At 60.3% G+C, this 17674-nt stretch carries 16 protein-coding genes; 7 read left to right on the top strand and 9 right to left on the bottom strand.

Going from position 1 to position 17674, the window contains the following annotated elements:
• Positions 1 to 55 precede the first annotated feature (55 nt).
• Positions 56 to 1186 carry a beta-aspartyl-peptidase gene (gene iadA, locus G5134_RS08295; protein WP_421231960.1) on the bottom strand — a complete coding sequence of 377 codons (1131 nt, stop codon included), beginning with the start codon at positions 1184 to 1186 and terminating at the stop codon, positions 56 to 58.
• A gap of 176 nt (positions 1187 to 1362) precedes the next feature.
• Between iadA and G5134_RS08300 the strand changes: the two genes are divergently transcribed.
• Both G5134_RS08300 and G5134_RS08305 read left to right on the top strand, forming a co-directional pair.
• The gene (locus G5134_RS08300; protein WP_421231961.1) at positions 1363 to 1977 is read left to right on the top strand and encodes an ACP phosphodiesterase; all 615 of its coding nucleotides are present in this window, start codon (positions 1363 to 1365) and stop codon (positions 1975 to 1977) included.
• Positions 1978 to 2442: 465 nt separating this feature from the next.
• Positions 2443 to 5097, top strand: coding sequence for a hypothetical protein (locus tag G5134_RS08305; protein ID WP_421231962.1), 2655 nt, complete (start codon positions 2443 to 2445; stop codon positions 5095 to 5097).
• A gap of 144 nt (positions 5098 to 5241) precedes the next feature.
• Here the strand turns inward: G5134_RS08305 and G5134_RS08310 are convergent, their stop codons facing one another.
• Complete coding sequence (locus G5134_RS08310) at positions 5242 to 5625, bottom strand: DUF2069 domain-containing protein (protein WP_017779377.1); 384 nt, start codon at positions 5623 to 5625, stop codon at positions 5242 to 5244.
• The gene (arsC, locus tag G5134_RS08315; RefSeq protein ID WP_373342008.1) at positions 5622 to 5972 is read right to left on the bottom strand and encodes an arsenate reductase (glutaredoxin); all 351 of its coding nucleotides are present in this window, start codon (positions 5970 to 5972) and stop codon (positions 5622 to 5624) included. The genes G5134_RS08310 and arsC overlap by 4 nt, the downstream gene beginning before the upstream one ends.
• Before the next feature lie 60 nt (positions 5973 to 6032).
• On the opposite strand from arsC, the gene G5134_RS08320 reads away from it, so the two are divergent.
• Complete coding sequence (locus G5134_RS08320) at positions 6033 to 6515, top strand: TlpA family protein disulfide reductase (RefSeq protein ID WP_421231963.1); 483 nt, start codon at positions 6033 to 6035, stop codon at positions 6513 to 6515.
• Between the two features lie 128 nt (positions 6516 to 6643).
• Here G5134_RS08320 and G5134_RS08325 read toward each other — a convergent pair whose 3' ends face one another.
• Positions 6644 to 8098: a M48 family metalloprotease gene (locus tag G5134_RS08325; protein WP_010634365.1), complete on the bottom strand. Its 1455-nt coding sequence runs from the start codon at positions 8096 to 8098 to the stop codon at positions 6644 to 6646.
• Between the two features lie 129 nt (positions 8099 to 8227).
• Between G5134_RS08325 and G5134_RS08330 the strand changes: the two genes are divergently transcribed.
• From G5134_RS08330 to G5134_RS08340, 3 genes are read left to right on the top strand one after another with little or no spacing between them, the layout of a single operon-like run.
• The gene (locus tag G5134_RS08330) at positions 8228 to 8470 is read left to right on the top strand and encodes a sulfurtransferase TusA family protein (protein WP_065018603.1); all 243 of its coding nucleotides are present in this window, start codon (positions 8228 to 8230) and stop codon (positions 8468 to 8470) included.
• Positions 8471 to 8486: 16 nt separating this feature from the next.
• Complete coding sequence (locus G5134_RS08335; RefSeq protein WP_017786655.1) at positions 8487 to 9557, top strand: AI-2E family transporter; 1071 nt, start codon at positions 8487 to 8489, stop codon at positions 9555 to 9557.
• 56 nt (positions 9558 to 9613) lie between these two features.
• Positions 9614 to 10402, top strand: a complete 789-nt coding sequence (locus G5134_RS08340) for a MipA/OmpV family protein (protein WP_065018604.1) — start codon at positions 9614 to 9616, stop codon at positions 10400 to 10402.
• Between the two features lie 68 nt (positions 10403 to 10470).
• Here the strand turns inward: G5134_RS08340 and G5134_RS08345 are convergent, their stop codons facing one another.
• Positions 10471 to 11271, bottom strand: a complete 801-nt coding sequence (locus G5134_RS08345) for an alpha/beta fold hydrolase (protein WP_065018605.1) — start codon at positions 11269 to 11271, stop codon at positions 10471 to 10473.
• A gap of 171 nt (positions 11272 to 11442) precedes the next feature.
• Here G5134_RS08345 and ppk2 point away from each other — a divergent pair, with 171 nt between their 5' ends.
• Positions 11443 to 12258, top strand: coding sequence for a polyphosphate kinase 2 (gene ppk2 / locus G5134_RS08350; RefSeq protein ID WP_054545130.1), 816 nt, complete (start codon positions 11443 to 11445; stop codon positions 12256 to 12258).
• A 115-nt stretch (positions 12259 to 12373) separates the two neighbouring features.
• Here the strand turns inward: ppk2 and G5134_RS08355 are convergent, their stop codons facing one another.
• The 4 genes from G5134_RS08355 to malE all read right to left on the bottom strand — a co-directional run bounded on the left by G5134_RS08355 (position 12374) and on the right by malE (position 17393).
• Positions 12374 to 13510, bottom strand: a complete 1137-nt coding sequence (locus tag G5134_RS08355; RefSeq protein WP_065018606.1) for an ABC transporter ATP-binding protein — start codon at positions 13508 to 13510, stop codon at positions 12374 to 12376.
• Positions 13511 to 13580: 70 nt separating this feature from the next.
• Positions 13581 to 14471, bottom strand: a complete 891-nt coding sequence (malG, locus tag G5134_RS08360; protein ID WP_005299600.1) for a maltose ABC transporter permease MalG — start codon at positions 14469 to 14471, stop codon at positions 13581 to 13583.
• 12 nt (positions 14472 to 14483) lie between these two features.
• Positions 14484 to 16136, bottom strand: coding sequence for a maltose ABC transporter permease MalF (malF, locus tag G5134_RS08365; RefSeq protein ID WP_005299595.1), 1653 nt, complete (start codon positions 16134 to 16136; stop codon positions 14484 to 14486).
• 75 nt (positions 16137 to 16211) lie between these two features.
• Entirely contained in the window at positions 16212 to 17393 is a 1182-nt protein-coding gene (gene malE, locus G5134_RS08370) for a maltose/maltodextrin ABC transporter substrate-binding protein MalE (protein ID WP_005299593.1), read from the bottom strand.
• Between the last annotated feature and the right edge of the window lie 281 nt (positions 17394 to 17674).

Below are 17674 nucleotides of genomic sequence, written 5' to 3' on the forward strand. Positions count from 1 at the left end.
TGTTGTTTACAAGAGGGGTGGCCTGACCTCACAGATTCCCCATCAATTCCGATATTCAGCTGCGCCAGCGGCCGCCGCTCATCACCCGCTCGATGGTGAGCGTGTCGGGGTCGATCAGCAGCAGATCCGCATCCTGCCCCACCGCCAGCGTGCCCTTGGCCGCCAACCCCAACGCCCTGGCCGGATTGGCCGTCACCACCGCCAGCGCCACCTCCAGCGCGATCCCCTTGCTGCAGCTCTCCACCATCGCCTGCCACAAGCTGCCTATCTGGCCGCAGCGCAGCTCGATGAGACGCCCCTCGCTGTCGAAGCGCGGCAGGCTGGCGTTGGCGTCCGAACTGAAGCTGATACGTTCGGCAGGTACCCCGGCCGCCAGCAGCGCCACCAGGGCGTCGGACGCCAGCAACTCACCATCGTCCAGCAGATCCGGGAAGCTCGAGGTGGTGAGATCGACCCAGCCGCCGGCCCGGCCCCACTCGATGGCCTCGGCAAACAGCCAGGGATTGCGGTTGCAGTGGGTGGGATAGAGCTGGCGCAGCGGGATGTCGGTGCCATCGCGCAGGGCCCGCAGCGGTGCCAGCGCCCCGCGCCCGTCCCCCAGATGAAAGAAGCTGACCCCGCTCTTGCCGGCAAGCAGCCCGGCCACCCGCGCCTCGCTCACCAGGCGGGCCAGCTCGTCGTGGGTCGGCGCGCTGGATCTGTGATCGCTGATGGCCACCTCCCCCACCCCCAGTACCTCGGGGATGAGCATGATGTCGGACTCCACCGTGCCGGTGAGGGTCTTGACCGGCAGATGGTAGGAGCCGGTATACATGAAGGCGCTCACCCCGGCGGCGCGAAACTCGCGCACCTTGCCGAGCACCTGGGCCGGGCTGCGGGTCAAGCTGTCGGTACCAAGCGCCGCCACCAGGGTAGTGACCCCGGCGCTCAGCGCCTCCCTTGCCGAGAGCTCCGGCGTGCGAAAACCAAAGCCCCCCTCGCCGCCACCGCCGGTGATGTGGGCCAGCGGATCCACCAGTCCGGGCACCAGATAGCGGCCGCGACCGTCCACCCGCGTCAGCGGCCAGTCGGCGGGAACAGACAATCCCTGCCCGAGCCAGGCGATGCGGCCATCGGCCATCAGCAGATCCTGGCGGCCAAGCGGGGTCGGACCATAGAGTTCGGCCCCTTCGATCAGGGTCAACATGCGGCATGCTCCTCGTGAGGTTGATGTGCGCCGTCAAGCGGCAGCCATGCTGCACTCTACCCAGCCGACGGTCAGGGAGGGAAGCACTTCCTCACGGCCAGGCGGCCGTTTTCATAGGCAAGGGCCGCCGGATCCGCTAGGCTCAGCGGCAATCCCTTTGGCTGGTTCCCCCTCTCATGAACTATCTGGCTCACCTGCATCTGGCAGCCCATACCCACAGCTCCCTCACCGGCAACCTGCTTGGGGATTTCGTCAAGGGTGCCCTGCCCACCGGCCTCGCTGCGCAATTTGACGAGGGGATCTGGCTGCACCGCAAGATAGACGCCTTCACCGATGGCCACCCCGAACACAGGGCGGCGGTGGCCTGCTTCGAGGCACCCTGGCGCCGCTTTGGCGGCATCCTGGTGGACATGCTCTACGACCACTGGCTCAGCCTGCACTGGCCGCAGTTTCATGACGAGGCCCTGCCCCGCTTCCTGCAGCAGAGTTACCGGCACCTGCTGGTGGATGCAGACCGCCTGCCGGATGGGTTGCCGCTGCCCCTCAGACGGATGGCAGAGCAGAACTGGATCGCCTCCTATCAGCACAAAGAGGGGCTGGCGCAGGCCCTCAACGGCATCGGCCGCCGGCTGCGCCGCCCCCTGCCGCTCGGCGATGCGCTGCTCACCCTCAAGGGAGCGCAATGGCAAGGGTGCGAGGCGGGTTTTCTGCGCTTCTATCCTCAGCTGATGCAGTTCAGCGTGCAGCAGCTGGTCCACTATCGTGGCGGGGATGAACGGCCGCAGCCATGAGTACCCCGCGAAATGACGGCAAACACACTCTCTTTCGCTCCCTGTATTTCACGAGAGCATAACTCCGGTTGAGCTGGGGTAAGGAATATTTGCTTGGCAGTGACCCTTGATGGAAAAGATTTCATTCATTGAATATATATTTTCATATATCGTTCTGGCTGCAAAAAAATCAACGCCAATGAAGGCTCCACATAAATGATGCCACACCAGTTCTGACTGACATTATTTTCATATAAAAACGCCTGTCGAATGCCACCGCTATTATCCATGACTTCCAAAATAATAAAAAAGTCATTGACTAGCCAGCATTAATTATTACCCTCACGGTAATGGATATGTTTCATTTAAAACCCGCTGACATATTCATTACGAGAATAATATTCTCAATATCTGTCAATTGTAAGATTTTACAATAGCGATTAAAACCTGGAGAATTATGATAATGGAGATCAGGCATTCAACATTATGGATGGCCGTCAGTGCCATGCTTCCATTGATGGCGCATGCAGCCACCCCGCTGGATATAGATGCTCGCTGGAAACAGGAAGCCGTCATTATGCGCGCTACCCAAATACGGCAGCGGCAATTCAACAACAGCGCAAAAATATTTTCGACTGGCGCACCCAACACCTGCAAGTTGGCATGTCTTCGATAAGCGGAGAAGATGAGCTGATGATCAGCCCATTTTATATCTGCGAAATAGAATCGCTCTACAATATTCCGGGTGGCGCAGTCATCACCTCGGATATCATGGGCCCGGGTAATCAGCTTCCTCCCGCCACAGGCTGCACCAGGCAGGCAGCCAGATCCATCGCAGATAAAATACCCGACATGGACCCAAATAGCGGTTGGGAGCTCCTCAAATTCAATCTTGGCTACAAGATGCAGCATTATGCCAATGCGAAGTCCGCTTGGTCAGCCGATGGGGATGATGCATTCTCGACCAACCAATACCCCTACCTCATTCTCTACAACCGGATGACGGCAAAACTGCGGGTGATGGGATATTTCCCTGGCTACACCATAGGCACCGGCGTTGCGGTGACGCTCTCCACCACTGGCAAATCCAAGCTCTTTGACAGCAACCAGAGCGCGGATGCCCGATTTTACTCCAGCAGCAAGACCGGCTTTGGCGCCATCAATAACGCGCAGGATGGTGGCTGGGGGGTGACCGACTTTCATGTGAATCTGGATCCCTGTTCCGCCGGTTCAGATGAAATTCACTTGAACATCAAAATCAGTCCAAAAGCGATCGCCAATGTTGAACTGTATGGGCATGCCACCGGTATCTCGCAGAATATCACCGACGAGGGTATCGGCGATCCGGCGGCCTATCTGATGGATGTCTCGGGTAGCTTGAGCGACAACCTGGAACAGGCCGGCAATTATACCGTCAGCAATCTCTCCGACCTGCAGAATGTCTTCGGCGGCATCAACGACTCCGCCACCTCCAATGCCGTGGCCAGCGATGCCCTGGGTGCCGCAGGCGACTTTCTGGGCGGCATGATGGAGTTAGCTCCGGGGGGAAGCAGTGTAACGGCAGGCTTCAAGGCACTGGCTGGCACCCTGTCTGGCGTGGGATCCATCTTCGGAACACAGGCGGCGGCCGTGCCCGGCTACAGCCCAATCATTCCACAAATCTCCTTCTCGGAGGTGTATTTGCGGGGTGAAACGACCTCCTCAGATCCTGGCATCACGGTCAAACTGAAAATGCCGGGCAGTTTGTCCACCGCCTGGCAAGATTTTGGCGAAAATGGTGCCAGTGATATTTCGTTCCCGCTCTATGATGAGCCCATGGGCTTGTTCACCCTGTTGACCACCCCGAAGGTCCGTGTCGACAAGACCTATAGCGATCGCTCCAGCTCCCAGGGATACAAGCTGGTCACCACCTTCATCCCCTCCAACGTCGTGCTGGCAAGTAATGCCAAGTCGGGCTTGACCATGAGTGGCTGGAACACGACCGAGAATACCGGCATCAATCTCACCGGGAGATTGAAGATCAAATATCTGGTCAGTGCTGATGTCACCCCGCAGTTCACCAACCTTCACGATATAGACGGCAATAATGACAGCTTCTCCTATGCCGCTATGTCTACCAATGGCAGCAGTTCCAAGCTGTATACGGTAGTCACCGATGACGTGCCCTTGATGTATTTGTACGACCGCTTGAACAGCAAGCGCCCGAGCATTTCATTCAAGGGGGGAAAAGGGGTTGTGGATAGCATCTCCCTGATCGTCACGGCGAAGAATAATTCCGCCACCCTCCATGACAACATCTTGAATAAAGACATTGCCATGGTGAATAAAACGGACGCCGAGGGGAAATTCGTTCCCTATTATTTGACCATGAAAGAGTATCCCGCCACCTTGAGCTATACCAAGGACGCGCTGGATCCGGATAGCGATGCCAAGCGCCTGATCAATTCAGGACAACTGGGCAATGTGACGCTGACACCTAAGCGAGGTCTTGATATTCGTCTCGGTGCACCATCAAGTCAGGTCACCATAAAGAACTATTGCGCTGCAGAAGGGGAATATAACAAGCCCCATGAGGTCAGAAGCGATGGCACCTATGCCATCTTTGCCGATGAAGACATGGCTTATTACACTTATGAGCCAAAACAGGTCAGCCAAGTTCAAGAGACTTACCTGAACATGGGGCCTGATGGGAGTCATTATCCTGCCATGACTTGGGGATTTCTCTCCTTCAACCTGGGTGAATACGTCGCCAAATATGGCAATAGAAAACCGCGCTCGGTTTCATTCCGACTCGAACAGAAAGACACTCCTGATAACATTGGAATTTACAGTTACTGGAGTTACTACTTCTTCAGCGCCAACGCCTCAACCTGGGCGATGCGGCAAAACGGCTGGAAAGAGATGCAGCCCAAGTTCAGCGATCTAATCACCTTCGACACGGATCAACAGGTGATCTGGCTTGATGTGACTAACCTGTTCAATGCCGCCCTGGACAGGGCAAAAACGGGGAATGGCGATACCTATGAACAGCCAAGATTAAGCTTCGTGCTTGATACTGGTTATAATGTTCCCGGCCATCAATATGTCTATACCTCTGAAGCAACCCCGGTCAAATCGCCCCAGCTGACCATTAATTTCTAAGCGAACGGCAAGCGTAGCCAAGGCCCCTCAGGCCATAAAAAAAGTCCCTGCCAAGGCAGGGACTTTTTATTTGGGGCGCGCTCTGCACTGTGGTCGCAGCGACAGCCCGTTTTCCCCTGCAAGCCGGGGTAGAAACTCAGCGGGTCAGCTGTCGGCATCCTTTTTCTTGCGAATGCTCAGCCCCAACTCGCGGCCGCGCAGGCGGGCGTAATAGATGGTGCCGACAAAGGCCAGGGTGGTGAGCAGCAGCTCCACTACCGCCAGCCACCGCTCCCCTTCATCCGTGGTGATCAGTGTCAGGGCGTGCAGGAAGTAGGGCATCAGCACGAAGTTGCCCCAGGCGTGGGTGTAGGGGTTGCCCTGCACAATCCCCTTGAGCGGGAACAGCAGCGGCACCGTCCAGATCACCGGCAGCAGCCAGGGGTTGAGGTCTGGGTGGGGCGAGAGCCACAGGTGCCACAGCAGCACCCAGCCCAGCAGGCCGAAAAAGCCGACCAGGGTCAGCAGACGGGCGAAGCGGGTGCTCACTTGAGGATCTCCAGCACCTGCTCGGGGGGGCGGCCGATGCGGGCCTGGCCGTTCTTGATGACGATGGGGCGCTCGATGAGCTTGGGATGCTGATGCATGGCGCGAATGAGGGCGTCGCCATTCACCTCGCCCAGACCCAGCTCCTTGTAGAGATCTTCCTTGGTGCGCATCAGCTGGCGCGGATCGCTGAATCCCAGCTGGCTCAGCAGGGTGCGGATCTCTTCCTCGCTCGGGGCCTGCTCCAGATAGAGCACCACAGCCGGGGCGATCCCGTGTTGTTCCAGCAAGGCCAGGGTTTCACGGCTCTTGGAGCAGCGCGGATTGTGGTAGATTTGGGTCTCGCTCATGATAACTCCCTGATTAATCGCAAGATGGGACAAGAAACGGCGCTATTGTAGGGGAAACTGATGGTCAGGGTAAGCGCGAGAGTGCAGGAATTGAAACGAATTTGTTGGCTGATTGTGGCCGGTCTGCTGACGGCCTGCAGCCCGGCCCCCCAGTTCACCGACAGCCAGCACCTGCCGGTGGCCCTGGCCGACTTTGCCGGCAAGCCGCTGTTGGTCAACTACTTCGCCCCCTGGTGTGCCCCCTGCCTGCGGGAGCTGCCGCTGCTGGAGGCGCTGGCGCGGGAGGGAGAGATCGCCGTGGTGATGGTCAACTATGACCCGACCACACCGGCCGAGCTTCGCAAACTGGCCGGGCAGTACCACATCAGAGTGCCGCTGCTCATCCCACGGCAGGAGGCGAGCCTCCCCTTCCCTCGCCCCGCCGGGCTGCCCACCAGCTATCTGCTCGATGGCAAAGGAAAACTCCTGCAGAGCCTGGTGGGGGAGCTCACCCCATCGCAGCTCGAGGCCCTCAAGGAATCCGTCAAGCCGGCTGGCCACTGAGCCTGACCCCTTGCCGCCGGCCGCTCTGTTTCCCCACCCTTCCCCCCGTTGTTGCCCATCGGCAACCTGCATCAACGACAAGGGCGCCCCCTGGTGCGCCCTTGTCGTGCGTGAGAGCCGCTGGCCCGTCAGCCCTTGAGGCTGTCGAGATCCTTCTTGGCCCGCTCCAGCTCGGTGATCCGTGCCTCAAGCCTTGCCAGGGTCAACTTGTCGTTGGTGGTGCCGCGCGCCACGATCAGCTCGTCGATGGCCGCCTGGTAGTCACCGCGCAGGGAGAGCATCTCGGCCCGTGCCATGTGCAGCTCGGTCATCCTGCCCGCCTTGCGATAAGCATCGGAGAGCAGGCTCCAGGCCAGGTTGTTCTCTTCGTGCTCGCGGGCATAGGGGTCGAGAATGGCGATGGACTTCTTGTAGTTGCCCCCTTCCAGGTAGGCGTTGCCGAGGTTCACCACCACCACTTCGTTGTCCGGCATGCGGGTGCGGAACTTCTCGAGCCGGGCGATGGCCTGGGCGCTGCGCCCCTTGGCCAGATCGATGTCGGTGAGGGCGTCCACCACGAACAGATCTTCCGGGTGGCGAGTCGCCAGCTCCTGCATCAGGGCGTCGGCCTCGTCGGTGCGCTTGAGCTGCAGCAGCGCCAGCGCCTTGCCGTAGATGGCCGCATCCTTGAGCGGGTAGTCCCCCTTCTGCAACCGGTTGTCGAAATAGGTGAGCAGGGCCTGCGGGCTCTCGGTGCCAAAACGCACCTGAATGCGCACCTTGGCCAGCCAGAAGTCGAGGCTGGGTGGCAGATTGCGACGGCCATAACTGCCCGCCCGGGCGCGCGCCTCGCTGATCCGGGTCTCCGGCAGCGGGTGAGTCAGCAGCATCTCAGGGGGCTTGCTGGCATATCGATACTCGGCCGCCAGCTTCTGGAAGAAGTTGGCCATGCCCATGGGATCGAAACCGGCGTCATACAGCGTTTTCATGCCGATCCGGTCCGCTTCGTATTCGTTGTCGCGGGTGTAGTTGATGGCCGACTGCATGGAGAGACCCAGCGTGGTCTGCAGCGCGGCGATCCCTGCGGTGGGGTTGATCACCGCGAGCGCAATGGAGCCCACCAGCCCGGCCAGGGTCATGGCGGAGCTGCTCGCCTGCGCTTCCATGTAGCGGGCGATGTGGCGCTGGGTCACGTGGGTGATTTCGTGCGCCAGTACCGAGGCGAGTTCGCTCTCGCTGTCGGCATAGAGAAACAGGCCGGTGTGCACCTTGACCCGCCCGCCGAGGAAGGCGGCCGCGTTGATGCTGGGGTCGTTGATGAGGAAGAAGGTGAACGGGAAGCGCACCCCGTCGGCGTTGGAGAGCAGCCGCTGGCCCAGATCGTCGATGTACTGGCTCAACACGGGATCATCTATGATCGGCAAACCGGCCCGGGCAAAGCGCATGAAGGCGTTGCCGTAGCGCACCTCCTGCTCGATGGGCAGGGCGGCCACCCCGGCGGTGCCGATATCGGGAAGCTGGTTGCTGGCCTGGGCATGGAAAGTGGCGCCCATCAGGGAAGCCAGCAGGGGGAGCGATGCCATCAGGGGGGAAAAGCGTGCCACGTTATCTCTATCTCCAATCAGACCCTACCGGGACACCGGCAGAATACCCTTGCCCATCAAGGGCTACAAGCGTTGTTTCGTGCTCTCATCACGGCCATAATAGCCGCCATCACGCGCGATGGAGCCTCCATGGAATACCTCGACCTGACCCCCTGGCGTTGCCCCGAGCCGCTGATCCGGCTCAAGCTCTGGTTGCGCCAGGCCAAAACCGGTCAAGCCCTCGCCATCCGGCTGGCCGATGCCGGCTCCCGGCAGGACATTCCCGCCTTTCTGCAGCGCCAGGGTCACCCCTTCACCTTGCAGGAAGCGCCGGACAATACCCTCTCTTTGCAGTTGGTGGTCGGGGCCAGGCACCACAGCCAGCCCCAGTAACGTAAAGGATGTCGCCATGTTAGAAGTCATCAAGCGCTGGTATCAGACCCGTTTCTCCGATCCCGATGCCGTCACCCTGTTTCTGCTGCTGGCGGCCTGTTTCGCCGTGCTCTGGCTGTTTGGCGATCTGCTGGCGCCACTGTTGGTCGCACTGGTGATGGCCTACCTGCTGGAGTGGCCGGTGAGCCGGCTGCAGCGGGCCGGGCTCTCCCGCACCCTGGCCACCAGCCTCATCCTGCTGCTGTTCATCGCCCTCACCGCCATGGCGTTTCTCGGCCTCATCCCGACCCTGGCAAGCCAGGGGCTGAACCTGGCCAAGGAGTCCCCGGCCATGCTCTCCCATGCCCAGGACTATGTGCGCACCCTGCCGGAGCAGTACCCCGAGCTGGTCGATGTCAGCCTGGTGGAGACCGTCATCGACAACATGCGCCAGCGTATCCTGAGCGGGGGCGAGCAGCTGGTGACCGCCTCCCTCGGCTCCCTCATCAACGTGGTGGCCATCCTCATCTACGCCATCCTGGTGCCCTTGATGGTGTTCTTCATGCTCAAGGACAAAGAGATATTGATGGGAGGGCTGCGTCGCTTCCTGCCGCGCAACCGCACCCTGGTCAACCGGGTCTGGGTGGAGATGAACGAGCAGATCCTCAACTACATCCGCGGCAAGGTGATCGAGATCCTCATCGTCGGAGTGGCGACCTATATTCCATTCGCCCTGATGGGGCTGCGCTACTCGGCGCTGCTGGCGGTGGCGGTGGGCTTCTCGGTGCTGATCCCCTACATAGGCGCCGCCGCGGTGACGGTGCCGGTGGCCATGGTGGCCCTGTTCCAGTGGGGGCTGACCCCCGAGTTCACCTGGCTGATGGTGGCCTATCTGGTGATCCAGGCCCTCGACGGCAATCTGCTGGTACCTCTGCTCTTCTCCGAGGCGGTCAACCTGCATCCGGTGGCTATCATCGTTGCCGTGCTGGTGTTTGGCGGCCTGTGGGGCTTCTGGGGGGTCTTCTTCGCCATCCCCCTCGCCACCCTGGTCAAGGCGGTGCTCAATGCCTGGCCCAAGCGCGAAGAGCTGCCCGCCGTGCCCAAATAATGCGATAGTCGTGCCTGGCCATCGATGACAACGGAGTGTCCATGAAGATATTGCAAATGCTCATACGGACGGGGCTGGCAGCTCTGCTCCTGACCACCCTGCCGGCCCGGGCCGACCTCGATATCGGGGCGCTCAGCGCCTTCTCCAGCGACAGCCCCGACAGCCCCATTCCCAAAGGGTTGGTGCTGGGCGGGGCCGTCATCGGCGGTCAGGCCCGCTACCAGCACCAGGATGACACCCTGCTGCCGATCCCGGGTGCCCTCTACTTTGGCGACAACCTCATGTATCTGGGGGATCGGGCCCGCTACTACCTGAGCCGCAATGGCGGCCTCTCCACCTACGCCTTCGGCCGGATGCGCTTTGGCAATCTGGATCCGGACGATGATCCCTTCCTGCACGGCCTCGACAAGCGCAAGGGTGAGTTCGAGGCCGGGATCGGGGCCGATCTCATCACCCCCTATGCCCTCTGGAGCGTGCGGGCCACCAGCGACGTGACCGGCACCAGCAATGGCCAGGAGCTGATGCTGTGGGCCAACTTCCCCATCATTCGCGGCCCGCTGCTGCTGATGCCGGGGGCCGGCGTCATGCTGCGCAGCCACAACCTCGCCAACTACTACTTCGGCGGTGTCTCGCAAGACGAAGCGAGGGCGGACAGGCCGGCATGGAACACCGGCACCACCCTCTCCCCCATGGTCTCCCTCATCGGCAGCTATCGCTTCAACGCCAATTGGATCGGCGGCTTTGGCATCAACTACGAGCGCTATGACGGCGACATCGCGGACAGCCCCCTTGTCCAGCATCAGGGGGAACTCTATGCCGGGCTGGGGCTCGGCTATATCTGGTAACGCCCAGACCACACCCAAGAGAAAAGGAGCCCATGGCTCCTTTTCTTGTTATCCGGCAGAGAACACTGTTACAGGCGGGCCAGAAACTCGGCCAGCGCACCGTTGACGAAGGCGGGGTTCTCCAGCGAGGCGATGTGGCCGGCCGCCGGGATCTCCTTGAACGGGCAGCCCAGCACCTCGGCCATCAGGTAGCCTTCCAGCACAGGGCGGGCCTTGTCCTGGCAACCCGTCATCACCAGCGCGGGCAGCCTCATCTCTTCCAGCCACTCAATGCGATCTTCGCGGGTTACGAAGCTGCGGCCCACCGCCACCATGGCGGCCACCTTGTCGGCCGGCCAGGCGGCGAGGCGCGCCTTGAAACCGCTCATCAGATCGGCATCCGGCTGGTCGGCAAAAAACAGCGGCGCCACCTGCTCGACGATGGGTGCCGGGATGGTGCCAAGCTGCTCGATCATGGCCAGCATGCCGAGGTAGCGCTCGCAGGTGATCTGGGGCTCGAGGCCGACGAAGCTGTCCATCAGCACCAGTCCCTTGAGGCGCGCAGGCGCCATGCGCGCCAGCTCCACGCCCCACATGCCGCCGATGGAGAGCCCCACCAGCACGAACTCGTCGATGCCGAGCGCATCGAGCAGGGCCAGGTGGTCGCGGGCCAGGGTCGCCAGGGTGCAGCCCCCCTCTGGCAGCGCATCGGAATCACCGTGGCCCCACAGCTCGGGCACGATGCAACGGTACTGCCCCTTGAGGGCCTCCACCTGGGGCGCCCACATGGCGCTGTCCCACAGGTAGCTGTGACCAAACAGCACGACCGGGCCCTGCCCCTCGTCCAGATAGGCCATCTGGCGGCCTGCTATCTCCATAACTTGCTTCATGTTTTCTCCTGTTGCCAACAGCCGGTGATGAGACGGCAGTGCAAATCGCCATCACTGGCTTCATGTTTTTTATTGCCCGCCGGCGGCTCGTGAGGCGGCAGTGTAACACGACCCCCTTGGCAGTGACGCCCGCCTGGTGCAATCTGGAAAGGACTCAATAAGGAGACAATCATGCCGAAGGACAAGAGCAAGAAGCGCCCGCGCCTGGACAAGAAGACCTACGAGCACCACCTGGCCCATCTGCAGGAGGAGCTGGTCAAGCTGCAGGAGTGGGTCAAACAGGAGGGGCTGAAGGTGGTGGTGCTGTTCGAGGGTCGCGACGCCGCCGGCAAGGGGGGCGTCATCAAGGCGATCACCGAGCCCCTCAACCCCCGGGTCTGCCGGGTCACCGCCCTGCCAGCGCCCTCTGACCGGGAGCGCTCCCAGTGGTACTTTCAGCGCTACGTGACCCACCTGCCCGCCGCCGGCGAGATGGTGCTGTTCGACCGCTCCTGGTACAACCGGGCCGGGGTCGAGCGGGTGATGGGCTTTTGCAGCGACAACGAGTATCGCGAGTTCCTGCGCGCCTGCCCCGAGTTCGAGCGGATGCTGACCCGTTCGGGGATCACCCTCATCAAGTACTGGTTCTCGGTCAGCGACGAGGAGCAGGAGAAACGGTTCAAGGAGCGGATCAACACCCCCATCAAACGCTGGAAGTTCAGCCCGATGGATCTGCAGTCCCGCTCGCGCTGGGTGGAGTACTCCCGCGCCAAGGATGACATGTTCATCTACACGGATACCGAGGATTGCCCCTGGTTCGTGGTGGAGGCGGACGACAAGCGCCGTGCCCGCCTCAACTGCATCTCCCACCTGCTGGGCAAGGTGCCCTACGAGGCGATCCACTACGAGCCCATCACCCTGCCCCCCATCAACACCGAGGGTTACGAGCGCCCGCCGCTCACCAGCCAGCACTTCGTGCCGGACATTACCGCCGCGCTCGAGGCCTGATCTCTGCCACCTCGCCTGCCGTGCTCGCCAAACGGCAAGCAATAAAAAGCCGGTCTTGCGACCGGCAAAAAGGCATTGAATATAAAGAAAAGGAAACCTCGGCAGCCGCCCCTTGTCAGGTGCGGATGTATTTGGCCGTGCGCGGGAACGCCTGCTCCTTGGCATCGAACAGGTAGCAGGCCTCGGCCGGGATGCCGACGCTGTACTCCTGGCCGGTGGCCACGTCCACGTCGGAGCTCGCCTTGACGGTGAAGTCGTGGCCGCCCACGTCCATGTAGACGAAGGATTCCGCCCCCAGGTGCTCGGCGACCTGTACCACGCCGCTCACGCGGCTGTCGGCATGGGCGTGATCCAGCGGCACCAAATGCTCGGGGCGAATCCCCAGCTCCACCTTGTCGCCAACCGCGCCGCGGCGGGCATCGACCCGCACCCGCACGCTGTCGCCCGTGGTCAGCTTGACCAGGCACTCCTGCTCGCCAATCTCCACCAGCTCGCCGGCCAGGAAGTTCATCTTGGGGGAGCCGATGAAGCCCGCCACGAACTTGTTGTCCGGGTTGTGGTAGAGCTCGAGCGGGGTGCCGAACTGTTCCAGGTTGGTGGTCGCATCCGCCTTGAGCGGGCTCAGTACCACGATGCGGTTGGCCAGGGTCATGGCCTCCACCTGGTCGTGGGTCACGTAGATGATGGTGGAGTTGAGCTCCTTGTGCAGCTTGGCGATCTCGATACGCATCTTGACCCGCAGGGCGGCGTCGAGGTTTGACAGGGGTTCGTCAAACAGGAACACCTGCGGCTGCTGGACGATGGAGCGGCCGATGGCGACCCGCTGGCGTTGACCACCGGAGAGGGCCTTGGGCTTGCGGTCCAGCAGCGGCTCGAGACCCAGGATCTCGGCGGCGCGCATTACCCGCTTGTGGATGTTCTCCTTGTCCATCTTCTTGAGCTTGAGGCCGAAGGCCATGTTCTCGTAGATGTTCATGTGCGGATAGAGTGCGTAGGACTGGAACACCATGCCGACGTTGCGCTCTACCGGCGGCACGTCGTTCATGTAGCGACCGCCTATGGTCAGCTCGCCGCTGGTGATGTCTTCCAGACCGGCGATCATCCGAAGCAAGGTGGACTTGCCGCAACCGGACGGGCCGACGAAGACGATGAACTCCCCTTCCTTGATGGCCAGGTTGATATTGCGCAGGGTGTCCTTGTGGACAGCCGGGTCGTAATTTTTGCGAACGTTGTTGAGTACTACTTCAGCCATGTCGAGCTCCGCTCTTGAATCTTTGCAAATCGTGATGGCGGGGGGAGTCGGCTCCCCCGGCCATGAACCGTTAACCTTTCACGCCGCCGGCAGTGAGACCACCCACCAGCCAGCGCTGGGCGAGCAGGAAGACGACCGTGATGGGGAAGCCCGACAGCACGGCGGCTGCGGCGAAGTCACCCCACAGGTAGTTCTGCGGATAGAGGTACTGCTGGGCCCCGACCGCCAGGGTCAGATTGTTCACATCCTGCAGCAGGATGGAGGCCATGGGCACCTCGGTAATGGAACCGATGAAGGCCAGGATGAACACCACCGCTAGGATGGGCACCGACAGCGGCAGCAGGATCAACCGGAACGCCTGCCACGGGGTGGCACCGTCGATGGCCGCCGCCTCTTCCAGGGAGGAGTCGATGGTCTCGAAGTAGCCCTTGATGGTCCAGACGTGCAGGGCGATGCCGCCCATGTAGGCCAGGATCAGGCCGCCGTGAGTGTTGAGACCCAGCCAGGGGATGTAGTCACCAATCTTGTTGAAGAGCGCATAGATGGCCACCAGTGCCAGCACCGCCGGGAACATCTGGAAGATCAGCATGCCCTGCAGGATGGTGGACTTGCCACGAAAACGCAGACGGGCGAAGGCGTAGGCACAGGTGGTGGAGAGCACCACTATCATCAGGGCGGTGATGCCCGCGATCTTGATGGAGTTCCACAACCAGGTCAGCACCGGGAACGGCGGCGGCGTGATGCTGCCATCGGCGTTGGTGATGGACATGCCCAGCGCCAGCTTCCAGTGATCCAGGGTCGGATTGGAAGGGATGATCTCCCCTACCGCGAAGTTGCCGTTTCTAAACGAGATGGCGATGACCATGATCAGGGGGAAGATGATCAGTGCCAGGAAACCCCACATCACCAGGTGGGTTGCCCACACCCGGTATTTGACTGATTTGGGTTGTACGATTGCCATGTTGAAGCCTCCTTACAGTTGCTTGTCGGCTTTGGACAATTTCAGGTTGAGCAAGGCCAGCGCACCCACGATGAGGAAGATGGCGGTGGCGATGGCACTGGCCAGACCGTAGTCCTGACCACCCGAGCCCTGGAACGCGATCCGGTAGGTGTAGCTCACCAGCAGGTCGGTGGTCCCGGCCGGAGTGCTGGCGCCAATGATGTCCGGCGCGCCGTTGGTCAACAACTGGATGAGCACGAAGTTGTTGAAGTTGAACGCGAACGAGGCAATCAACAGGGGCGTCAGCGGCTTCATCAAGAGCGGTACTGTGATCTTGAAGAAGTTCTGCACCGGACCGGCACCGTCCATGGCGGACGCCTCATAGAGATCTTCCGGAATGGCTTTGAGCAGGCCCATGCAGAGGATCATCATGTAGGGGTAGCCAAGCCAGGTGTTGACGATGAGGATCATCACCTTGGCCAGGAAGGGGTTGGTATACCAGTCAGGCTTGATGCCGAAGGCCGCTTCCAGGAACAGGTTGATCTCGCCGAAGTTCTGGTTGAACAAACCCTTGAACACCAGGATGGAGATGAACGCCGGGATGGCATAGGGCAGGATCAGCATGACCCGGTAGAAACCGCGCCCCTTGAGGGACTCCCACTGCACCAGACAGGCCAGCACCATGCCGATGGCCAGGGTGAAGCCCACCGAACAGGCGGAGAAGATCACGGTCCAGACGAAGATCTGCAGGAACGGCGCCTGGATACCCGGATCGGTGACGATGCGGGCGAAGTTCTTCCAGCCCACGCTCACCACGAAGCCTGGTGCCACGCTCTTGCCGACAAACTGGCCCTGCTCGTCGATGTATTGATAGAAGCCGGTGTCGCCGTTGGGCAGCATCAGCTCGCCGCTCTGGTTGTCACGCAGCAGGTTGCTGTCTTTGATCACCACCCCGGACTTGAGCACGGCACCGTCAAGCAGACGGGTGTACTGCTGTTTCTGGGCGGCGAACTTGCGCAGGCTGCTCAGGGTCAGGTGGGTGCCGCCATCCGGCAGCACCAGATCGAGGGCGCTCAGATGGGTGCGGTGATCGACGATGGCCCGGATGGGCGCCACCTGGTCCACGGCCTCACCGGCCAGGGGTTGCAGCTGAACAACTTGTACCTTGTCATGAACCCTGCCCTCGCGGACAGCCAGCTCACGGGCCTTGTTGTTCATCAGGGTAACGGGTTGACTGATAAAGGATTGGTCGTCCTGTTTCAGCAGCAGCTGAAACTGATTGTTCTCACCACCTAGGAGGGTGAAATCGAATTCACCGCCCGCCACCTTATAGGTTTTTTTCAGATGGTAATCCCGCGCCTGCTCGATGGAGAGCAGATTGGATCCCGAATAGTTGGTGAAGGCGATGCCGATCGTGTAGGCAAGAGGGAAGATGATAAAAACAACCATGCCAGCCACACCGGGGAAGATATAGCGGTGGGCATAGGTCTTCTTGTTCATGAAGACATACAGACCGACGGAGACCACCACCAGATCAAGCAGAGCGAATACCCACTCACCGCTGGCGTACATCATCACGGCTGCATAACCGTTGAGGATGGCTACCAGGGCAGCAATGGTCCACTTAAGCCAGGTGTGCTTATCCTTCGGACCGGCATAGGATTCGATAGAAGGTACTACTTCCATGCCAATTAACCTTTATAACGCCAAGAGAGATTTGAGAGAGTGGGAGGCCGTTGCGGCCTCCCGGGTAGTGCGTGCTTACTGAACGATACGCTTGGCAGCGGTATCCAGGGCTTCGTCAACGCTCTGACGGCCGGAGGTCACGTTCTTGAGGGCAGTTTCGAAGGAGGACCAGAAACGGCTCATTTCAGGCACGGACGGCATCGGCTCGCCATTCTGGGCGTTTACCATGGTGGCCTTGATGTGCGGATCCGCTTCCAGGGTCTTCTGGAAGGACTTCAGCGCCACGGCGCCCAACGGCTTGTCGGCGTTGACCGGAGCCAGACCGGCATCGGTCAGCAGGTAGTTTTCCAGGAACTCGATGGCCAGATCCTTGTTCGGGCTGGCGGCGTTGATGGTGGCACCCAGCACGCCGACGAAGGCCTTGGCCGGTTTACCCTTCAGGGTCGGCAGGGAGGCAACGCCGTACTTGATGCCGCTCTTGTCCAGGTTGCTCCAGGCCCAGGGACCGTTGATCATCATGGCCACTTCGCCCTTGTTGAACTTGGCGTCCATCACACCGTAGTCGATGCCTTTTTCCAGATGACCGGACTTGATCATCTCGGAGATGTAGCCGACACCGGCCTTGGCACCCGCGTTGTTCACGCCGGTGTCTTTCACGTCATAACCGGTAGCGGTCTTTTTGAAGGCGTAGCCACCGTTGGCAGCCACCAGCGGGTAGCTGAAGTAGGGGGTGTCATAGGCCCACATGATGGCGCGTTTGCCGCTCTTCTTCAGGGTCTCGTCAATCTTGGCGATCTCTTCGAAGGTCTTCGGCGGCTCCGGCAGCAGATCCTTGTTGTAGATCAGGCTGACGGCTTCAACGGCAACCGGATAACCGTAGGTCTTGCCATCGACGGTCATGGCATCCCAGGCGAACTGTTCAAACTTGGCTTTGGTGGCGGCATTCGGGGTCACGGGGACCAGCAGACCGGCCTTGACCCACTCACCGTAACGGTCGTGAGCCCAGAAGAAGATGTCCGGGCCGTTGCCGGTGGCAGCGGCTTGCTGGAATTTCACTTCCACCTGATCAGGGTGAGCAACCGTCACCTTGATGCCGGTTTCGGCTTCAAATTTCTTACCTACTTCGGCCAGACCATTGTATCCCTTGTCACCGTTGATCCAGATGGTCAGTTGGCCTTCGTCAATGGCGGCAGTGGCAGAGCAAGCCACACCCAGAGTAGCCAGACCGATCAGGGATGACAGCAATTTCTTTTTCATGAGCCTTTCCTTGTATTAGTTCCGCGCTGCAAGAGCATTGTGTGCGAGATGAATATTATCCCAAGCCGTTACCGCCTCACATGACGCAACTCGCATTTTTGAAACGCAATTACGTATTTTCTTCCGGAAAGTTCTGAAAACATTTTCTTATTTCAGGGGGTTAATGCCATTTATTGGCATATTTATCGCCAAATTAAGAAATTAAATTACCAAAGAGAAATAAATAAACATGAATGAAAGGGTTTTCACCTCATTGAAAACCCTTTCACAGGGATTATTCT

This window comes from Aeromonas sp. 600276, from assembly GCF_049175815.1.
Classification (GTDB): Bacteria; Pseudomonadota; Gammaproteobacteria; order Enterobacterales; family Aeromonadaceae; genus Aeromonas; species Aeromonas dhakensis.

What these genes read in the sequence shown, in the direction of transcription:
- iadA (WP_421231960.1), bottom strand. Translation starts at nt 1,186, where the DNA reads ATGTTGACCCTGATCGAAGGGGCCGAACTCTATGGTCCGACCCCGCTT.
- G5134_RS08300 (WP_421231961.1), top strand. Translation starts at nt 1,363, where the DNA reads ATGAACTATCTGGCTCACCTGCATCTGGCAGCCCATACCCACAGCTCC.
- G5134_RS08305 (WP_421231962.1), top strand. Translation starts at nt 2,443, where the DNA reads ATGGATGGCCGTCAGTGCCATGCTTCCATTGATGGCGCATGCAGCCAC.
- arsC (WP_373342008.1), bottom strand. Translation starts at nt 5,972, where the DNA reads ATGAGCGAGACCCAAATCTACCACAATCCGCGCTGCTCCAAGAGCCGT.
- G5134_RS08320 (WP_421231963.1), top strand. Translation starts at nt 6,033, where the DNA reads ATGGTCAGGGTAAGCGCGAGAGTGCAGGAATTGAAACGAATTTGTTGG.
- G5134_RS08330 (WP_065018603.1), top strand. Translation starts at nt 8,228, where the DNA reads ATGGAATACCTCGACCTGACCCCCTGGCGTTGCCCCGAGCCGCTGATC.
- G5134_RS08335 (WP_017786655.1), top strand. Translation starts at nt 8,487, where the DNA reads ATGTTAGAAGTCATCAAGCGCTGGTATCAGACCCGTTTCTCCGATCCC.
- G5134_RS08340 (WP_065018604.1), top strand. Translation starts at nt 9,614, where the DNA reads ATGCTCATACGGACGGGGCTGGCAGCTCTGCTCCTGACCACCCTGCCG.
- G5134_RS08345 (WP_065018605.1), bottom strand. Translation starts at nt 11,271, where the DNA reads ATGAAGCAAGTTATGGAGATAGCAGGCCGCCAGATGGCCTATCTGGAC.
- ppk2 (WP_054545130.1), top strand. Translation starts at nt 11,443, where the DNA reads ATGCCGAAGGACAAGAGCAAGAAGCGCCCGCGCCTGGACAAGAAGACC.
- G5134_RS08355 (WP_065018606.1), bottom strand. Translation starts at nt 13,510, where the DNA reads ATGGCTGAAGTAGTACTCAACAACGTTCGCAAAAATTACGACCCGGCT.
- malG (WP_005299600.1), bottom strand. Translation starts at nt 14,471, where the DNA reads ATGGCAATCGTACAACCCAAATCAGTCAAATACCGGGTGTGGGCAACC.
- malF (WP_005299595.1), bottom strand. Translation starts at nt 16,136, where the DNA reads ATGGAAGTAGTACCTTCTATCGAATCCTATGCCGGTCCGAAGGATAAG.
- malE (WP_005299593.1), bottom strand. Translation starts at nt 17,393, where the DNA reads ATGAAAAAGAAATTGCTGTCATCCCTGATCGGTCTGGCTACTCTGGGT.